At 66.0% G+C, this 18360-nt stretch carries 15 protein-coding genes and 1 pseudogene; 6 read left to right on the top strand and 10 right to left on the bottom strand.

The window, feature by feature from the left end:
- Positions 1-99 precede the first annotated feature (99 nt).
- Genes AC5RW2_RS07490 through glgX form a run of 4 tightly spaced genes read right to left on the bottom strand, consistent with a single transcriptional unit; the run spans position 100 to position 7628 of the window.
- Positions 100-1227, bottom strand: coding sequence for a DUF6226 family protein (locus tag AC5RW2_RS07490; protein WP_493963074.1), 1128 nt, complete (start codon positions 1225-1227; stop codon positions 100-102).
- 10 nt (positions 1228-1237) lie between these two features.
- Positions 1238-3046, bottom strand: a complete 1809-nt coding sequence (treZ, locus tag AC5RW2_RS07485; protein WP_493963075.1) for a malto-oligosyltrehalose trehalohydrolase — start codon at positions 3044-3046, stop codon at positions 1238-1240.
- Positions 3043-5349 carry a malto-oligosyltrehalose synthase gene (gene treY / locus AC5RW2_RS07480; protein WP_493963076.1) on the bottom strand — a complete coding sequence of 769 codons (2307 nt, stop codon included), beginning with the start codon at positions 5347-5349 and terminating at the stop codon, positions 3043-3045. The genes treZ and treY overlap by 4 nt, the downstream gene beginning before the upstream one ends.
- The gene (glgX, locus tag AC5RW2_RS07475; protein WP_493963077.1) at positions 5346-7628 is read right to left on the bottom strand and encodes a glycogen debranching protein GlgX; all 2283 of its coding nucleotides are present in this window, start codon (positions 7626-7628) and stop codon (positions 5346-5348) included. The genes treY and glgX overlap by 4 nt, the downstream gene beginning before the upstream one ends.
- 276 nt (positions 7629-7904) lie before the next feature.
- On the opposite strand from glgX, the gene AC5RW2_RS07470 reads away from it, so the two are divergent.
- Together AC5RW2_RS07470 and AC5RW2_RS07465 are read left to right on the top strand one after the other, a co-directional pair.
- A complete protein-coding gene (locus tag AC5RW2_RS07470) occupies positions 7905-9632 on the top strand; it encodes a glycoside hydrolase family 10-like protein (protein WP_493963078.1) in 1728 nt (575 codons plus the stop codon).
- Between the two features lie 9 nt (positions 9633-9641).
- Complete coding sequence (locus AC5RW2_RS07465) at positions 9642-10007, top strand: MmcQ/YjbR family DNA-binding protein (RefSeq protein WP_493963079.1); 366 nt, start codon at positions 9642-9644, stop codon at positions 10005-10007.
- 12 nt (positions 10008-10019) lie between these two features.
- Here AC5RW2_RS07465 and AC5RW2_RS07460 read toward each other — a convergent pair whose 3' ends face one another.
- A complete protein-coding gene (locus AC5RW2_RS07460; protein WP_493963080.1) occupies positions 10020-10409 on the bottom strand; it encodes a VOC family protein in 390 nt (129 codons plus the stop codon).
- Positions 10410-10590: 181 nt separating this feature from the next.
- Between AC5RW2_RS07460 and AC5RW2_RS07455 the strand changes: the two genes are divergently transcribed.
- Positions 10591-11154 (top strand): dihydrofolate reductase family protein, encoded by a 564-nt coding sequence (locus AC5RW2_RS07455; RefSeq protein WP_493949518.1) that lies wholly within the window; start codon positions 10591-10593, stop codon positions 11152-11154.
- A 3-nt stretch (positions 11155-11157) separates the two neighbouring features.
- On the opposite strand, the gene AC5RW2_RS07450 is transcribed toward AC5RW2_RS07455, so the two are convergent.
- Positions 11158-11508, bottom strand: a complete 351-nt coding sequence (locus tag AC5RW2_RS07450; RefSeq protein ID WP_493940073.1) for a holo-ACP synthase — start codon at positions 11506-11508, stop codon at positions 11158-11160.
- A gap of 241 nt (positions 11509-11749) precedes the next feature.
- Positions 11750-13651, bottom strand: a complete 1902-nt coding sequence (gene glmS, locus AC5RW2_RS07445; RefSeq protein ID WP_493963081.1) for a glutamine--fructose-6-phosphate transaminase (isomerizing) — start codon at positions 13649-13651, stop codon at positions 11750-11752.
- 175 nt (positions 13652-13826) lie between these two features.
- Between glmS and coaA the strand changes: the two genes are divergently transcribed.
- The 3 genes from coaA (at position 13827) to mscL (ending at position 16098) form a co-directional block, all read left to right on the top strand.
- Positions 13827-14804 (top strand): type I pantothenate kinase, encoded by a 978-nt coding sequence (gene coaA, locus AC5RW2_RS07440; protein WP_493963082.1) that lies wholly within the window; start codon positions 13827-13829, stop codon positions 14802-14804.
- 1 nt (position 14805) lies between these two features.
- Positions 14806-15633, top strand: a complete 828-nt coding sequence (locus AC5RW2_RS07435; protein WP_493963083.1) for a M15 family metallopeptidase — start codon at positions 14806-14808, stop codon at positions 15631-15633.
- Between the two features lie 66 nt (positions 15634-15699).
- The gene (gene mscL / locus AC5RW2_RS07430) at positions 15700-16098 is read left to right on the top strand and encodes a large conductance mechanosensitive channel protein MscL (protein WP_493963084.1); all 399 of its coding nucleotides are present in this window, start codon (positions 15700-15702) and stop codon (positions 16096-16098) included.
- Between the two features lie 73 nt (positions 16099-16171).
- Here the strand turns inward: mscL and glmM are convergent, their stop codons facing one another.
- The 3 genes and pseudogenes from glmM to AC5RW2_RS07415 all read right to left on the bottom strand — a co-directional run.
- The gene (glmM, locus tag AC5RW2_RS07425; protein ID WP_493963085.1) at positions 16172-17536 is read right to left on the bottom strand and encodes a phosphoglucosamine mutase; all 1365 of its coding nucleotides are present in this window, start codon (positions 17534-17536) and stop codon (positions 16172-16174) included.
- Between the two features lie 228 nt (positions 17537-17764).
- Positions 17765-18259 carry a 30S ribosomal protein S9 gene (gene rpsI / locus AC5RW2_RS07420; protein WP_493963086.1) on the bottom strand — a complete coding sequence of 165 codons (495 nt, stop codon included), beginning with the start codon at positions 18257-18259 and terminating at the stop codon, positions 17765-17767.
- A 37-nt stretch (positions 18260-18296) separates the two neighbouring features.
- A pseudogene (locus tag AC5RW2_RS07415) lies at positions 18297-18360 on the bottom strand (50S ribosomal protein L13); the annotation flags it as partial.

Raw genomic sequence — 18360 nt, 5'->3', positions numbered from 1 at the left:
GTCCTTTCGGCCACGCAGCCAGCGGGCGACAAGTCGGGAGGTGGAAGGTGAGTTACTGCTGCCGCAGCGGCCAGGGCTGCCAGCCGTTGGGCAACAACTTCAGTGTCCGTTCGGCTCGGAGAGCTGGTCGTCGGTGTAATCGTGGGAGGGCTCGCCGCCGCCGCCTTCCCAACCCGAGCCGTCCACCCGCACCAGCTGGTATTCGGCACGCCGGTGGTCCCCCAACGGGTAGCGCTCAGCGAAGCCTCCGGCAGCCACGGAAAGCACCTGCTGCTCCAGTCCGGCCGCTTCGGAGTCCACGGTCTCATCGCAGGCGTCGCAGCCGCAGGACGGAAACGGCGTGCTGTGCAGCAGACCGCTGTGCAGCAGGACACCGGGAAGGTCGGTAAAGGTAAAGACCAGGGGCGCTGCATCCGGGCTCGCGGGATCTACCCGGATTGCCCGGAGCACGTTCCCCTGGCCCCGCATCCGGGCCGCTGTTTCTGCCGTGACGTCCCTGATGCTGGCCGCGTAGGTGGAGACCAGATGTTCAATCAGGCTGTCGGCCACGGCGTGGAGGCCGTTAAAACGCCCGGTATTGCTGGTGACGCTGTAGGAATTTGACGCTGCGCCCCCGTCGCCCCACCGGGTGCCGTACGCAATCTGTTTCCCGTCCGCATCGCGGTAAACCTCCACCGGGAGGTCCGGCCGAACGTACGGTTTCCAGCCGACGGGCAACGGCACCGGCTGCGGCAGATTTCCGTCGTGCTCCTCGAACCGTGGCAGAGGTTCCGGATCAGACGTGGACCACTCGCGGACGGTAGTTAGTGATTCCGCGAACTGTTCCGGGCCGGCAGCGTGCAGCCGCTCCACCAAACCCTGGACGACCAGGCTCATTTCGTGGTCCCCGGCTTCGGTGACGCCGCCTTCCACGCTGCGCCACTGGGCGTCCGCCCGCTGCGCCACCACGGTGTTGCCGGTGAACGCTTCCGCCGCGTTCCCCAGTCCCGGTTCGGCGAGCAGCGCGGCAGCATTGGCCCGCAGGAACTCCAACAGCCTTACCGGGTCGGTCGCCAGCCCGGCAGCGTCCTCACCGCGCCGGGCACAAAACCCGAGGAACGGTGCATAGCCGCCGACGTGCCGGATTTCGGCGCCTTCGGGCTCCGACCGGTAGAGCGCCCGGCTGGAGTAGACAGGTAGCGGCGGCCCGGTCGCGGGTCCTTCGAACACGTCCTCTGCTGCAGCCATGAAGCCGATCCTAGCCTGCGGCCCCGCTGCGGACTATGGCGGCCGAGTGCCCGGGAAGAACCAGCCCGTCAAACGCCCGATTGCTGTCTGTCGAAGTACCTTCAACGGTGCCGGCGGCGTTCCCGGCAGCGGCGAACGCAGCGCCGTCGTCGGTGGCCAGCAGCACCGTCCCCGTCTCTGCCGGGACGGTGCAGGGTTCGGCCGAGAAGTTGCAGCAGATGGCAAACGGGCCACGGTGCAGGATGAGCCATCCGGCCTCCGGGTCCGTTTGCACCGACACCGCCGAGAAGTCCGGTTCGGTTAGCTCGGGATGCTGCTTCCGCAGGGCAATCAGCTGCCTGTACAGCTCCAGCATCCTCGCGTGGTCGCCGGTTTCCGGCTCCGACCAGTCCAGCTTCGAGTTGCGGAAGGTACCAGGATCCTGCGGGTCGGGTACCACGTGCGGGTCCCAGCCCATCCGTTCGAACTCCTTGAGCCGGCCCGCGGAGGTCGCTTCACCCAGTTCCGGTTCCGGGTGCGAGGTGAAGAACTGCCACGGGGTGGACGCTGCGAACTCCTCGCCCATGAACAGCATCGGGGTGAACGGCGAGGTCAGGTTCAGCACCGCGGCGAGCGCCAGTTGCCCGTAGCCGAGGCTGCCGGTGAGCCGGTCGCCGGCGGCACGGTTGCCGATCTGGTCGTGGTTTTGGGTGCAGACCACCAGCTGCGGAGCCGCCACCCGCTCCTTGTTGATCGGCCGGCCGTGGTGCCGTTCCCGGAACGACGAATAGCCGCCGTCGTGGAAGAATCCGTCCCGCAGCACCTTCTCCAGCACGCCCAGTCCGGCGAAGTCGGCATAGTAGCCACTGGTTTCGCCGGTGAGGTTCACATGCACGGCGTGGTGGAAGTCGTCGCTCCATTGCCCGGCCAGCCCGTAGCCGTTGAACTCCCGGGACTCGATGAGCCGCGGGTTGTTCAGGTCCGACTCGGCGATCAGGAACAAGGGCTTGCCCAGCTCCGCCGCGCAGTCATCCGTCGCCGCGGCGATCTCTTCCAAAATGTGCACCGCGCGCTCGTCCCGCAGCGCGTGCACAGCATCCAGCCGCAGCCCGTCCACATGGTAGTCGCGGAACCACATCAGCACGTTGTCGGTGATGAACCGGCGTACCTCGTCCGAGCCGGGCCCGTCCAGGTTCACCGACTCACCCCAGGTGTTGGCGCTGCTGCTGCTCAGGTACGGCCCGAAGCGCAGCAAGTAGTTACCACTGGGACCCAGATGGTTGTGGACGACGTCCTGGATGACGCCGATGCCCTTGGCATGCGCGGCATCCACGAACCGCTGATAGGCGGCCGGCCCGCCGTAGCTCTCCTGGACAGCGAACCACAGTACGCCGTCGTAGCCCCAGTTGTGCGTTCCGTTGAATGCGTTGACCGGCAGCAACTCTACGTAGTCCACGCCGAGTCCGGCCAGGTAGTCGAGCTTGTCAGCGGCTGCATCCAGCGTTCCCTCGGGGGTGAACGTGCCGATATGCAGTTCGTAGATCACCCCGCCCAACCCGGGTGAAACCCAGTCTAGGTCCTGCCAAGGGTGCGCCCCGGCGTCGAACGTTCGGGACAGTCCGTGCACTCCGTCCGGCTGGCGCCGCGACCGCGGATCCGGCAGCGCCCCCTCCTCGCCGTCCAGCAGATAGCCGTAGTCGGTGTCCCCCTCGGGGACGGCGGAGGTGTCCGCCAGCCGCCACCAGCCGCCGTCGGGTCCCTGCAGCGGCAGCCGTGTTTCGCCTGCCTGCAGTTCCACCGTTCCGGCCTGCGGCGCCCACACCGCGAAATCCCTGCTCATTGCCGTTCCTTTCCGCGCACCAGCAGCGCCACCGGCAACTCGGCCAGCACGTCGGACAGCTGGAGCGCACCGTCGCTGGTGTGGTCCTGCCCGGTCAGCTCGTCGCGGTATGGCCCCGGCGGAATCACGACGGCGGTGTCCCGCCACCCGCCGTTCTGCTGCAGCCGTACCGGCAGTCTGGTGGCCAGCGTGATGGCGCCGCCGCGGTCGAAGCCGAACGCGTGATCGGCGGCGGGTCCCCGCACCGACAAGGCCTCGTAGCCGGTGAACAGCTCCGGCCGGTCCCGGCGGAGCTGAAGCGCCCGGGCAACCACCAGCATCTTGGCAGCCGCGGTGTCGTCCACCGGCGGTATCCCGTCCCGGTCCAGGTTCTCGAGCGCCACGCGCCGGGCCTGGAAGTCCACCCGCCGGCGGTTGTCCGGATCCACCAGCGAGTGGTCCCAGAACTCCGTCCCCTGGTACACGTCCGGCACGCCGGGCATGGTCAGCTGGATGAGCTTGGCGGAGAGCGAGTTGCTCCGGCCGAATGCCTTCGTGTCCTCCACCAGTCCTACCAGCAGGCGGTTCACCTCCGGGTCGTCGAAGGCCGCATCCACCGCGGCATGCAGCTGCTTTTCAAAATCAGCATTGGGGTCGATCCAGGACGTGCTGTTGCCGGCTTCGCGGGCCGCCTTCTCCGCATAGTCATGTGCACGTTCCCGGCTGAACGGCCACGCCCCCAGCGCCGCCTGCCACAGCAGATCCGCGAACGGCAGGTCGCCGAACGGGGCCAGCCGGTCCAGCTCCGCCAGCCGGGCCGGCCATTGGTCCGCCAGTTCCGAGAGCACGGAGATGCGGGCGCGGGTGTCCTCGCTGCGTTTCGTGTCGTGGGTCGAGAGCGTGGTCATCGCCAGCGGCTGGTCCTGCTGCCGGCGGACCAGCCGCGTGTGCAGCTCGAACGGCTCCACCGCGAAGATGGACGGATCGGCACCTACCTCGTTCAAGGAGGTCAACCGCGTGTAGCGGTAGAACGCGGTGTCTTCCACGCCCTTGGCCATCACCATGCCGGAGGTCTGCTGGAAACGCACCGCCAGTTCGGTCAGCACGCCCTCCGGCTGCAGCAGCGGCAACAAGGTGGTGACAGCTTCGGCCAGGTCCGGACGGCGGACCTGGGCCGCGATTCCGGCTTCCTCCAGATACTCCGCGCCGACCGGCAGGTAGCTCCGGTACACCGGAAAGCAGCTCAACAGTTCAGCGAGCGCATCGGCTGCCACGCCGAAGTCCACTCCGGCATCGGCGGGAACCAGCCGCGCCAAGCGAAGCACCTCGGAGCGCAGGATGCCGTCGGCGATTGCCCGTTTGGTGTCGTGGATCATGTGCTGGTACGGCTGCACCGGCGCCGCCTCGGTCAGGCGTTCCCGCCCGTCGGGATCGACCAGCAGCCGGTCGACCTCCGCCAGCGCGTCGTACCCGGTGGTTCCCGCGCAGGCCCAGTCCGCCGGCAGTGTCTCCCCCGGCTCCAGGATCTTCTCCACCAGCACGTAGGCGCCGCCGGTCAGCTCCTGCAGCCGCTGCAGGTAGCCTTTCGGATCGGCCAGCCCGTCCGGATGGTCCACGCGCAACCCGTCGACCAGGCCTTCGTCGAACCAGCGTTTGATCTCGGCGTGCGACTCATCGAAGACCCACGGCACCTCCACCCGGACACCGGCCAGCGAATTGACGCCGAAGAACCGGCGGTAGTTGAGCTCCGCATCCGCCCGACGCCAGTTCACCAGCTGGTAGTGCTGGCGCTCGTGGACTTCCCGCGCGGTAGCGCCGTCGTCGGCCGTCCCCTCGGCTACCGGGCACCTGTTCTCGTAGTAGCGCAGCTCGCCGTCGGTCAGCTCCAGCGCATCCAGTTCCGCGTCGCCGTCGCCCAGCACGGGAATCCGGATCTTTCCGCCGCCGGCGTCCCAGTCGATGTCGAAGGCTTCGGCATAACGTGACCCGTGGCCCTCGGCCAGCAGCGACCACCACCAGCGGTTATTGGCCGGAGTCCCCACGCCCATGTGGTTTGGGACGATGTCCACCAGGACTCCCAGCCCTGCTTTCCGCGCGGCTGCCGAGAGCGCGCGCAGACCATCGATCCCGCCTCTGGCCGGATCCACCGCGCCGAAGTCCACCACGTCGTAGCCGTGATCGGATCCCGGTTCCGCGGTGAGCAGGGGCGACAGGTAGACCCAGTCGACGCCGAGCTTGTGCAGGTACGGCACCAGCTCTGCCGCGTCATACAGCGTGAGCGATTCCCTGATCTGCAGTCTGTAGGTCGATGTGGGGGCCCTCATCCTTCCTGCTTCCCCTTCCCGCCCCTGTCAGCCTGCTTCGCATCGGGGTCCGGCGCCTGCTCAGCTTCCGGCGCCTGGTCCGAGTCCGGAGTTTGCTCGGGTTCCGCCGGCCGCTCCGCCTCGGCCATGGCTGCCACCGAAGCCGCCACCGAGTGGTCGGGTTCTTCCTCCGGCGCCGAGTGGGCCCGCAGCACCATCGTGGATTTCGCAGCCACCGGCGCGGTCTCGCCGGCCTTGAGCGGGCCGGTCTGGTCCTCGCCGCCGGCCGTGTTGATGATGACGTCCCACGCCGGTGCGTACTCCCGCGGCGGCAGCACGAACGGCACATCGTCGTCGTCGGCGTTGAAATAGACCAGGAAATGCTCATCGGTGATCCGTTGGCCGCGGTCGTCGCGTCCGCGGATGCCCTGCCCGTTGAGGAACAGGCCGAGGCATCGGCCGAGGGCTTCGTCCCAGTCCTCTGGCTCCATCGGTGTTCCCTCAGTGGTAAGCCAGACGGCGTCGCTCAATGGCTCGCCCTCGCCGCGCCGGACCGGCTTCCCGTTGAAGAACGTGCGCCGGCGGAAGGTCGGGTGTTCGGCCCGCAGCCGGTTCACCGCGGCCACGAATTCAAGCAGCGGCTGGTCCATGTTGTTCCAGTCCACCCAGGACAGCTCCGAGTCCTGGCAGTACACGTTGTTGTTGCCCAGCTGCGTGCGGCCCAGTTCGTCGCCGTGGGCGATCATCGGCACACCCTGGCTCAGCAGCAGCGTCGCCAAGAAATTCCGCTGCTGCCGGGCGCGCAGGGTGAGCACCGCCGGGTCGTCGGTCGGTCCCTCGACGCCGCAGTTCCACGAGCGGTTGTGCGATTCGCCGTCGTTATTGTCTTCGCCGTTGGCCTGATTGTGCTTCTCGTTGTAGGAGACCAGGTCCCGCATGGTGAAGCCGTCGTGGGCGGTGATGAAGTTAATGGACGCGACCGGACGCCGTCCCGTGGCCTCGTACAGGTCGGACGAACCGGTGATGCGCGAGGCAAACTCGCCCAGCGTGGAGGGTTCGCCCCGCCAGAAGTCGCGGACCGTATCCCGGTAGAGCCCGTTCCACTCGGTCCACAGCGGCGGGAAGTTGCCCACCTGGTAGCCGCCCGGACCGATGTCCCACGGCTCCGCGATCAGCTTAGTCTGGGACACGATGGGGTCCTGCTGCACCATTTCGAAGAACGTTGACAGCCGGTCCACATCGTAGAACTCGCGGGCCAGCGTGGAGGCCAAGTCGAAGCGGAATCCGTCCACGTGCATCTCCGACGCCCAGTAGCGCAACGAGTCCATCAGCAGCTGCAGCGAGTGGGGGTGGCGCACGTTCAGCGAGTTGCCGGTGCCGGTGTAGTCCATGTAGTACTGCGGCTGGTCCTCCACCAGCCGGTAGTACGCCCCGTTGTCCAGTCCGCGGAAGGACAGCGTCGGGCCCAGGTGGTTGCCCTCCGCCGTGTGGTTGTACACCACGTCCAGGATCACCTCGATGCCGGCCAGATGCAGCTCACGGACCATCGCCTTGAATTCCTGCACCTGCTGCCCCGTATCACCGGAGGAGCAGTACGTATTCTGCGGCGCGAAAAAGCCGATGGTGTTGTAGCCCCAGTAGTTGGACAGCCCCTTCTCCTGCAGCGTGCTGTCGTTGACGAACTGGTGGACCGGCATCAACTCGATCGCCGTGACGCCCAGCTTCTGCAAATGCCCGATCACCGCCGGATGCGCAATGCCGGCGTAGGTGCCGCGCTGTTCTTCCGGGATCTCCGGATGCAGCTGGGTCAGGCCCTTCACATGGGCTTCGTAGATCACCGAGCGGTGGTACGGCGTGCGCGGCTTGCGGTCGCCGTCCCAGTCGAAGAACGGATTGACCACGACGCCGAGCATCATGTGCTCCGCCGAGTCCTCGTCGTTGCGGGAGTCCTCGTCGCCGAAGTTGTAGCCGAACAGCGGCTGCGCCCAGTCGATCTGGCCGCTGACGGCCTTCGCATAGGGGTCCAGCAGCAGCTTGTTCACGTTGCAGCGCAGCCCCTGGCCGGGATCGTAGGGCCCCTCCACCCGGAAACCGTACTTTTGGCCCGGCTGGATCTGGGGCAGATAGCAGTGCCACACGTAGCCATCGACGTCCTTGAGCTCGATCCGTGTTTCCACGCCGTCGTCGTCGAACAGGCACAGGAACACAGCGTCGGCTACTTCGCTGAACACGGCAAAGTTGGTGCCGTTGCCGTCGTAGGTTGCCCCCAGCGGATAGGCGTCTCCCGGCCAAACTTCCATGCGCTACTCCTGATCATCGATGGCGGATCCCCTCATCCTTCTTACCCCATGGCCGGGACATTGGACATCCCGCTCTGTCCGTTGAAGAGCCCCATAACGACGACGGAGCCCGGCGCCGCGCGGAATCCGCCGTGTACCGGTCCCGCTGAATTGCCCTGGCAGTTGCCGCGGTGGGGAGCCCCGCTCAGGCCGCCGACGCCACCGGACCTACACAACGACTGGTACTACTGTCGACCGGGTCACTGCGAGCGTATCGTTGAGCTACTATCGGTTCTCGTGAAGCGGGGGCTGGCCATGACTGGCGGCGATTCGGGATCCACCGGCCCAGGATCCATCGGCTCAGGATCCATCGGCGTCTCCCGGCGCCAGTTCACCACGGCGACGGCCCTGACCATGTTCGGCGCAGCAGGACTGCTCGGCGCCCTTCCCCGGGCGGTCACTGCCGGCGGCCAGCAAGGCCCCCTCGAGCTGAGCCTGGCGGCGGCGGTTGTCAACAGGATCTACCGCATCACCGCCCGGGAGCCTGCCCGGGTCACGGATATGCCCAAGCACGAGTTCCGCGGCTTCTGGCTCTCCACCGTGCTCAACATCGACTGGCCGTCCCGCCCCGGCCTGACGGCCGCGGTCCAGCAGGCCGAACTGCGCAACTGGCTGGATCTGGCCCGCAACCGAAACCTGAATGCCGTTATGCTGCAGGTCCGCCCTGCCGCTGACGTCTTCTGGCCGTCCACTGCCGGCGAGCCCTGGTCCCGCTACCTGACCGGCACGCAGGGACGCAATCCGGGCTATGATCCGCTGGCTTACGCGATTAGCCAGGCGCATGCACGGAACCTGCACTTGCACGCGTGGTTCAATCCGTTCCGCGTTTCCATGACAGCGAACCTGGCCGATCTGATTTCCTCGCATCCGGCCCGGAAGAATCCCAGCTGGACCTTCGCCTTTGGAGGCCGGCGCTATTACAACCCCGGCATCCCGGCCGTGCGCAGCTTCATCATCAAGGTGATCGCGGAAGTGGTGGCGAAGTACGACGTCGATGGCATCCACCTGGACGATTATTTCTATCCCTATCCGGTCGCGGGGCAGAGTATCCCCGACTCGGCCGCCTACAACACGTTCCGGCAGACCGGCGAGAGCCTGGCCGATTTCCGGCGGCGCAGCGTCAACACCTTCGTCCGGGACCTCAGCGCCAAGATCTTCGCCACGAAGCCGCGGATGCTGTTCGGCATCAGCCCGTTCGGTATCTGGCGCAACAAGTCGACCGACAGCCGGGGCTCGGCCACCTCCGGGCTGCAGAGTTACGACGCTACCTTCGCCGATTCCCGTCTCTGGGTGAAGCAGGGCTGGATCGACTATGTGGTCCCGCAGCTTTACTGGCATCAGGGCAATGCCGCCGCGGACTACAACACGCTGGTGAATTGGTGGGCGGCGCAGGTCAAGGGCACCAACTGCAAGCTCTACATCGGAGAAGGAGCCTACAAAGTGGGTGACGCTGCCCAGGGAGCCGCGTGGCAGAACCCGCGGGAGCTGTATAACCACACCGCCAAGTGCCGAGCGACGTCAGGGGTCAGCGGGCAGGTCTATTTCTCCGCCACATCCGTCCGGGCCAACCGGTTGGACAGCATCGGCTTGGTGAAGAACAAGTTCTACCGGCGTGTGGCAATGACTCCAATGATGTCCCATCTGGGCGCCCAGCGTCCCTACGCACCGCTGATCACCAGCGCACGGTGGAACGGCACCGCCGTCGAACTCATTTGGCGGGGCGCCACCAGCGGAACGCTGCCGCGGCACTATGCCATCTACCGCTGGGAATCCAACGGCGCCGCGGCGGCCGTCATTCCCTCCCAGGCCGGAGCCCTGCGGCGGGTCCACCGGCGCCGCGGCAATCCGGAGCGGTTCGTGGACACGGGCGCTGCTCGGGGACACACCTATTGGTACGTGGTGGTCGGCATGAGCGACCTGATGGTCGAATCCGCTGCAGCCTCCGCCATCTTCATCCCGGCCTAGGAGGATGGCGTGACGCAGCCACCCGGATCAGACGGCAACCAGGACCTTGCCCTGCTCGACACCCTTGCCCGCCGGTTTTTGCATGACCCGCAGGTCGAACAGGGCACCATGTTCCGCAGTCCCGGACTGAGGGTCGCTGGAAAGATTTTCGCGTTCCTCGGCCGCGGGAACCGCCTGATCGTGAAGGTTCCGCGGCAGCGCGCCGAAGCCGCTGTCGCTTCCGGAGCGGCAGAGCCGGTCACCATGGGGCATCGGACCATGAAGGAATGGGTGGCTTTCCCGGCGGTGGCCAACGACGCGTCGGCTACCGAGCAATTGTGGCTCAGCGTCGCCGACGAGGCCTACAGGTATGTTAAAAGCCTTGCCGGCGGTTGAGGCCGGCCCACGTCACTCCGTCGCTTGCTGCGCGGGCTGGAATAGCTCCACTAAATTTCCGGCCGGGTCGGTGAGCAGTATTTGACGGCCACCGGGCCCTTCCACCACGTCGCTGCGGAACTGCAGTCCTGCACCGCGCAGCCGGTCGATTTCTGCGTCCAAGTCCTCGAAGATCAGGTGAATGCGATTGCGTCCCGCAGTCGCGTACTCCGCCGGCGTGGCACGGGCCCCCGAACTGGGTGGCCCGGATAGCAACAGCCGCAGCGGGCCGCGCGTCACGTCGGCAAAGCCGGAAAATTGCATCTGCACGGTGAAGCCGAAATTCTTGGTGTAGAAGTCGACGGCCGCCCCAACGTCGTCCACAAGATAGCGGACGCTTGCGTACTGGTCCGGTGCCGTCACGGCTCATTCTCCTTCGATCATTGCCTGCTGCCAGTGCCAGCAGGATACACACCGCGCTGTTTTCGCGGAATAGGTCCTTCACCCGTTGCGCCGGCCGGTGGCCGCTGCCGTTCCCCTGACGGACAGGGCGGGGAACAATGGGACAACGCTAGCTGCCCTTCCGATCAGCTCAGGAGTCATCGTGGTGAAACTGCTGTATTCGGCCATCATGTCTCTGGACGGCTACATTGCCGACCAGAACGGCAACTTCGACTGGAGCATGCCCGACGAGGAAGTACATGCGTTCGTGAATGATCTGGAGAACCATGTCGGAACGTATCTCCTCGGCCGCCGCATGTACGAAGTGATGGTCTTCTGGGAAACCGTGCCGACCGGCCCCGAGATCCCGGCGGTCGAACGCAACTTCGCCGAGTCGTGGCTGCGCAAGGACAAATTGGTCTATTCCCGAACCCTGGACAAGCCCTCAAGCGCCCGTACCCGGGTCGAGCGGGAGTTTGACCCGGAGGTTATCCGCGGGATGAAAACCGAGGCAGCTGAAGACCTGAGCATCAGCGGACCAAATCTGGCCAGCCACGCGTTCAAGGCGGACCTGGTCGATGAATGCCGGTTCTTCGTCTCGCCAATCGTGGTGGGTGGCGGGAAGCGCTTCCTGGCGGAGGACGTGAAGGTGGACCTCGAGCTGCTGGACGAACGACGCTTCGGCAATGGAGTGGTGTACCTGCGTTACCGCGTGGCCGGCGGCTGACCGCTACTTCTCAGCTACCACCATGGCGGTGGCCAGATCGCCGTCGTGGCTCATGGACAGGTGCCAGTACTTCACGCCCCTGGCCTTAGCTGCCGCGGCAACCGTGCCGGTAAATTCCGGATAAGGGTCTCCGCCTCCGTCGACGCAGATCGTGCAGTCCTGCCAGTTCATTCCCGAGGGAGCCCCCAGCGCCTTGGCGATGGCTTCCTTGGCGGCGAAACGGGCAGCCAAGGACCGTGTGTTGAGCTCACGCTCGGCGGGGGTGAAGAGCCGCTCGAGTAAAGCCGGCGTACGCTGCAGCTGTTGTCGGAATCTGGAAACTTCCACCACATCCACGCCGATGCCGACGATCATTTCCCGGCTCCGGCCCGAACGGCCCACGGCGAGCGGGCGCACCTTGGCGACAGCGCGGGCTCCGCACTGGATCGGAGCGTGCACCGCACCGGCGGCACGGACAGCAGCCGTACCCGCAGCCGCAGCGCTGCACGCCCGGCGCGCACCGGACGCTGGGGAACGGAGCAGTCCCCGATCCTGTTGTACGGGGATCGGGGCGCTGCAAAGAGGAAGCGTGTAGCCATGCTTGCCTGTTGCCCTCTTATTCGACCGTGACGCTCTTGGCCAGGTTGCGAGGCTGGTCCACGTCGAAGCCCTTGGCCGACGCCAGTTCGCAGGCGAAGATCTGCAGCGGAACCGTGGTCAGCAGCGGAGCCAGCAGGGTCGGTGTCTCCGGCACGAAGAAGACGAACTCCGCGAAGTCCTTGACCGCCTCGTCGCCTTCTTCAGCGATGACAATGGTCTTGGCGCCGCGGGCCCGGATCTCCTGGATGTTGGAGACCACCTTGGCGTGCAGCGAGTTCCGCCCGCGCGGTGAGGGCACCACCACGAAGACCGGCTGGCCGTCCTCGATGAGCGCGATGGGTCCGTGCTTGAGCTCGCCGGCGGCGAAGCCTTCGGCATGGATGTAGGCCAGCTCCTTCAGCTTCAGCGCGCCTTCCATGGCGACGGGAAAGCCCACGTGCCGGCCGAGGAACAGTACCGACTTGGTGTCCGCCATGCGGACGGCCAGGTCCTTGATGTCCTTGGCGTTGTCCAGCACAGTCTGGATCTTGGCCGGGATCTTGCCCAGGTCGGCCAGGATGTCCCGGATCTCGCCCTGGAACTTGTTGCCGCGAAGCTGCGCCAGGTAAAGGCCCAGCAGGTAGGCCGCGGTGATCTGCGCCAGGAACGCCTTCGTCGAGGCGACGGCGATTTCCGGGCCGGCGTGCGTGTAGAGCACTGCGTCGGCCTCGCGCGGGATGGTTGAACCGTTGGTGTTGCAGATGGCCAGGACCTTGGCGCCCTGCTCCTTGGCGTAACGGACGGCCATCAAGGTGTCCATGGTTTCGCCGGACTGGGAGATGGCCACAATCAGCGTGTTGGCATCCACGATCGGGTCGCGGTACCGGAACTCGTGCGAAAGCTCCACCTCCACCGGAATCCGGCACCAGTGCTCGATCGCGTACTTCGCCACCTGGCCGGCGTAGGCCGAGGTGCCGCACGCCAGCACGATGATCTTGTTCACCGTCTTGAGCAGCTGCGGGTCGATCCGCAGCTCGTCCAGGGTCAGCCGGCCGTCCAGGTCGGACCGGCCGAGCAGAGTTTGCCCGACGGCCTCCGGCTGGTCGTTAATTTCCTTCTCCATGAAGGACGGGTAGCCGCCCTTCTCAGCGGCTGCCGCATCCCAATTGACTTCGAATTCGGTGCCCTCGGCGGCATTACCGTGGAAGTCAGTGATCTCGAAGGACTCGGGAGTGATGGTGACGATCTGGTCCTGCTCCAGCTCCACGGCGCGGCGGGTGAAGTCGATAAAACCGGAAACGTCGGAGCCCAGGAAGTTCTCGCCCTCGCCCAGTCCCACGACCAGCGGCGAGTTGCGGCGTGCAGCGACGACGACGTCGGGCTGGTCCTCGTGGATGGCCAGCAGGGTGAATGCGCCCTCCAGCCGTTGGCAGGCCAGCTGCATGGCTTTGGCCAAGGTGGCAGTGGCAGGATCCTTGGCCACCAGGGAACGGTAAATATCGCCGAGCAGCACGGCGGCCACCTCGGTGTCTGTCTCCGAGCGCAGCGTGTAGCCCTTGGCCAACAGGGACGCGCGGAGTTCGGCGAAGTTTTCGATGATGCCGTTGTGGATCAGGGCCAGCTTGTCATCGTCGGCCAGGTGCGGGTGCGCGTTCTGGTCGGTGGGTCCGCCGTGCGTTGCCCAGCGGGTGTGGCCGATGCCGGTCAGCGACTTGGGCAGCGGGTCGGCCTCGAGTTCGTCCAGCAGGTTGCTCAGCTTGCCCGACTTCTTGCGCGCTTCGATACCGGATTCGGAAATGACCGCTACGCCCGCGGAATCGTAGCCGCGGTATTCAAGGCGGCGCAGACCCTCGAGAACAACATCCAGGGCGCCGTGATCAGCAACACTGACTCCGGCCCCGTCGTCGCGGCGGCCAACATATCCTACGATTCCACACATGGAGTTAAGGGTACCTGCCCGCAGACCAGCCGCCGACAGCACCTCGTCTTCTTCCTGACCATCCGCGGGCCGGCGCTGGGCCCAAGCCCTCGCGGGGCGAGCCGGCGGCGTAACCCGGCGCGCCGCCGTCGCGCACCTTTTGGGATTTGAAACCCGCAGCAGGCACAATTCATAGGTGACTGATGCGACACCGAAGACGACGGCGTCAAGCGGTGAGAGTAATTTCACACCATACGTTGAGCTGGACCGGCAGACCTGGTCCCGGCTGTCCAATGAGATTGAGCAGCCCCTGGACCAGGACGATATCGAGCGGCTCCGGGGCTTGGGCGATGCCCTGAACCTGGATGAGGTCCGCGAGGTCTACCTGCCGCTCTCCCGTCTGCTCAATTTGTATGTGGGCGCGGCCGGCGAGCTGCACAGGGCCACCACCACGTTCTTGGGCGAAACCAGCCGCCGCACCCCGTTCGTGATCGGCGTGGCCGGGTCGGTCGCCGTCGGGAAGTCCACCACGGCACGCGTGCTGCGCGAGATGCTGCGCCGCTGGCCGGATACCCCGAACGTGGAACTGATCACCACCGACGGGTTCCTCTACCCGAATGCCGAACTGGCACGGCGCGGCCTGATGGAACGCAAGGGGTTCCCGGAATCTTACGACCAGCGGGCGCTGCTGCGCTTCGTGTCCGAGGTCAAGTCGGGAGCCGAAGAAGTGCGGGCGCCCTGGTACTCGCACCTGACGTACGACATCGTGCCGGACAAGGAAGTGGTGGTCCACCGTCCGGATGTGCTGATTGTGGAGGGGCTGAACGTGTTGGCGCCGGCACGCCCGCGGGCGGACGGACGGACCGGACTGGCTTTGAGCGACTTTTTCGATTTCTCCGTTTATGTGGACGCGAAGACGTCCTATATTGAGCAGTGGTACGTCAACCGCTTCCACAAACTGCGGCGGACGTCGTTCGCCGACCCGGAATCCTATTTCCACCGCTACGCCTCACTCACGGACACCGAGGCCACCGAGACGGCGCTGGGCATCTGGCGCCGAATCAACGAACCGAACCTGAGGGAGAACGTGCTGCCGACACGCGGCCGGGCACAACTGGTGCTCACCAAGGATGCGGACCACTCGATCCGCAGAATGCTGCTGCGGAAAACCTGAGATGTCTGCTCTGAGGGCTCCGGTGCTCGCCGCAGGCCTGGCCGCTGTGCTGGCTCTGCTCACCGGTTGCGTTCCGGCGGATGAAACCAAGCCCTCCCCCACGACGACGGCCGCGAAACCGTCACCAAGCGCCACGACCCTGCCGGTTCCGGAACAGAGCCCGAAGGATGCGGGAAAGGGCACCGGAAAGGGCACTGACAAGGACGACGGCGGGGCTGATGCCCGGGAAGACCACACCGATCCGGCGAGTATCGGCGTCGTCGTTAACAAGGCCCGGCCGCTCGTCCCGCTGGACTACCACCCCGACGACCTGCGCCGGCCGGCGGTGAGCATCGGGACCGGCGGCGAGTCTGCCATGCTGCGCGATGCCGTGGCAGACGCCACCGAGAAAATGTTCAGCGCCGCTGCCGCCGACGGGGCGCCGCTGGTCATGGTCAGCGGATTCCGTTCCTATGCCACTCAGGTGGAAACCTACAACCACTGGGTCCTCCAACACGGCAGCCAGGCCGCCGCAGACATGATTTCGGCTCGCCCCGGCTATTCGGAGCACCAAACCGGCCTGTCCCTGGACGTCGGCGACAGCGCTGGAGCGTGCAACCTGCAGCAATGCTTCGCCGACACCGCCGCCGGAGCCTGGGTTGCCCGCAATGCGGTCCGGTTCGGGTTCATCATCCGCTACTCGCCCGGGGAAGAGAATGTGACGGGGTATTCCCCTGAACCATGGCACCTGCGTTACGTGGGCAAGAAAGTGGCGGGGAAGATGGCAAAACGAGGCATCAACTCGCTTGAGGAGTACTTCGGGCTTCCCCCCGCCCCTCACTATAAATGACGGCTGCGGAGGGGCTTGCGGCCTGAAACCGCTACCTGCCTGAGGATGGGCGATACATTGGGCGACATGCTAAACGGGTTTAAAGTATTCATCATGAAGGGCAACGTCATTGACCTCGCCGTCGCCGTGATCATCGGCGCAGCCTTCGGCGCCGTGGTCAATGCCCTGGTGAACAGCGTGCTGATGCCGTTCGTCGCAGGCCTGGTCGGTTCGCCCAACTTCGACAGCTTCCTGCTCTGGAACTTCAACGGCAATGAGGTCGCGTTCGGCGTCTTGCTCACGGCCATCGTGAACTTCCTGCTGATTGCCTCCGCAGTCTACTTTGTGGTTGTCACCCCGATGAACCACCTGATCGAGCGGCGCAACCGCCGCCTAGGCATCAACAAAGACGAAGAAGCCGTGGACCCGCACCTCGCGCTGCTGACCGAGATCCGCGACGAGCTGCAGGTACGCAACCGGATGTAGCCACGAAGTTCGGCACATCAACATCGCCAGGCCCTGACCGCACCACCGCGCCGGGATGAGCCCACCGTTGGGATTAGTCTACGTCGGCCGGCTCCAAGGACAGGTGCTGCTTTACCGTCTGCGCGAGCTCCTCGGCGGTGGCCTGCGCGGTCGCCATGTCGGCTGCTTCCACCATCACGCGGACCACGGGCTCGGTGCCGGAGGGGCGCAGCAGCACCCGGCCGGTCTCGCCCAGTCGCGCCGAGGCGGCCTCGACGGCCTGTTGGAGCGGCTGGTTAGTGCTGACGGCTGCTTTGTCCACGTCCTTGACGTTGATCAGGACTTGGGGCAGCCGGACCATCAGCTGCGACAACTCGGACAGCGGCTTGCCGGTCTTGGCCAGCTGCGCGGCCAGCTGCAGCCCGGTCAGCACGCCGTCGCCGGTGGTGGCATAGTCCGAGAAGATGACGTGGCCGGACTGTTCGCCGCCCAGCGAGTAGCCGTTGGCGCGCATGTTTTCCAGCACGTAACGGTCGCCCACCGCGGTTTCCTCGATCCGGATGCCGGCCGCCCGCAGCGCCAGCTTCATGCCGAGGTTGCTCATCACGGTGGCCACCAGGACGTCGTCCTTGAGCCGTCCCGCTTCGCGCAGGGCAAGTGCCAGGATGGTCATGATCTGGTCGCCGTCCACCACCGCGCCGCGCTCGTCCACGGCCAGGCAGCGGTCGGCATCGCCGTCGTGGGCAATACCCAGATCTGCGCCATGCTCCACGACGGCGGCCTGCAGCTTCTCCAGATGGGTGGAGCCCACGCCGTCGTTGATGTTCAACCCGTCCGGTTCGGCGCCCATCACCACGATGTCGGCGCCGGCGGCGCGGAAGACTTCCGGTGAGCAGCCGCTGGCGGCACCGTGGGCGCAATCGAGGACGACCTTCAGGCCCTCGAGGCGGACGGGCAGGGTCTGCAGCAGGTGCAGGATGTAGCGGTCTTCGGCATCGGAGAAGCGCTGGATCCGCCCGACGTCTGCTCCTGTCGGCCGCAGGCGCGGCCGGGACATTTCCTTCTCGATCGCGTTCTCGACCTCGTCGGGCAGCTTGTGGCCGCCGCGGGCGAAGAACTTGATGCCGTTGTCCGGAGCCGGGTTGTGCGAGGCGGAGATCATCACACCGAAGTCGGCGTTCAGATCCCCCACCAGGTACGCGGCGGCGGGTGTGGGCAGCACCCCGGCGTCGTACACGTCGACGCCGGAGCTGGCCAGGCCCGCCTCGACGGCAGAACTGATGAACTCGCCACTGGCGCGCGGGTCGCGGGCGATCACCGCCGTCGGGCGCTTGCCGTTGTCAACTTGCCGGTGGCCCAAAACCACTGCGGCGGCCTGCGCCACCTCCAGGGCGAGCTCGGCAGTGATCAACCCGTTTGCCAGGCCGCGGACTCCGTCGGTACCAAATAATCTAGACATTGCGGACCATTTTACGGCAGGGTTCCGCCGTGACGTTTCACAGCGTGTCGCCGGTCATATGAAGGTCACATGAAGCTGCCACCGGCCCGGCTGGTGCCTAGCGGCCGCGGGAGTGCGCGCTGGGGTGTGTCCGGTGACAGCGCGGCGGCCAGGCAGCTTAAACGGCCGCGAGGCCCCGCAGCAGATGCTGAGGGGCCTCGCGGTGGAAGCACAGACTTCCGAAGCGGTTTAGCGCTTCGAGTACTGGGGTGCCTTACGGGCCTTCTTGAGGCCGGCCTTCTTGCGCTCGATGATGCGGGCGTCGCGGGTGAGGAAACCGGCCTTCTTCAGCGTCGGGCGGTTGTTCTCGCGGTCGATCTCGTTCAGCGCGCGGGCAACACCTAGGCGCAGCGCACCGGCCTGGCCGGAGGGGCCACCGCCGTGGATGCGGGCGATAACGTCGTAAGCGCCTTCCAGATCCAGGATCTTGAACGGATCGTTCACTTCCTGCTGGTGCAGCTTGTTCGGGAAGTAGTTCGCCAGTTCACGATCGTTGATGGACCAGTTGCCGGAACCCGGAACCAGGCGCACGCGGGCGATGGCCTGCTTGCGGCGACCAACGGCACCTCCGCCGACGGTCAGGGCCGGGCGTTCCTTCTTGGCGGTCTCGGTGGCCTCGGTTGACTCCGAGGTGTAGCTGGTGAGGGTTTCGCCCTCAGCAGCGGTGTTCAGCTCTTCAGCCACGATTCTCCTTGAATTAAGTTTCTAGTGGTGGCCGGCGCTACTGGGCGACCTGGGTGATTTCGAAGGTCTTCGGCTGCTGGGCAGCGTGCGGGTGCTCGGCA

The sequence above is a fragment of the Arthrobacter sp. B0316-1-20 genome, assembly GCF_059091865.1.
This window is presented reverse-complemented; position numbering and strand designations above follow the sequence as displayed.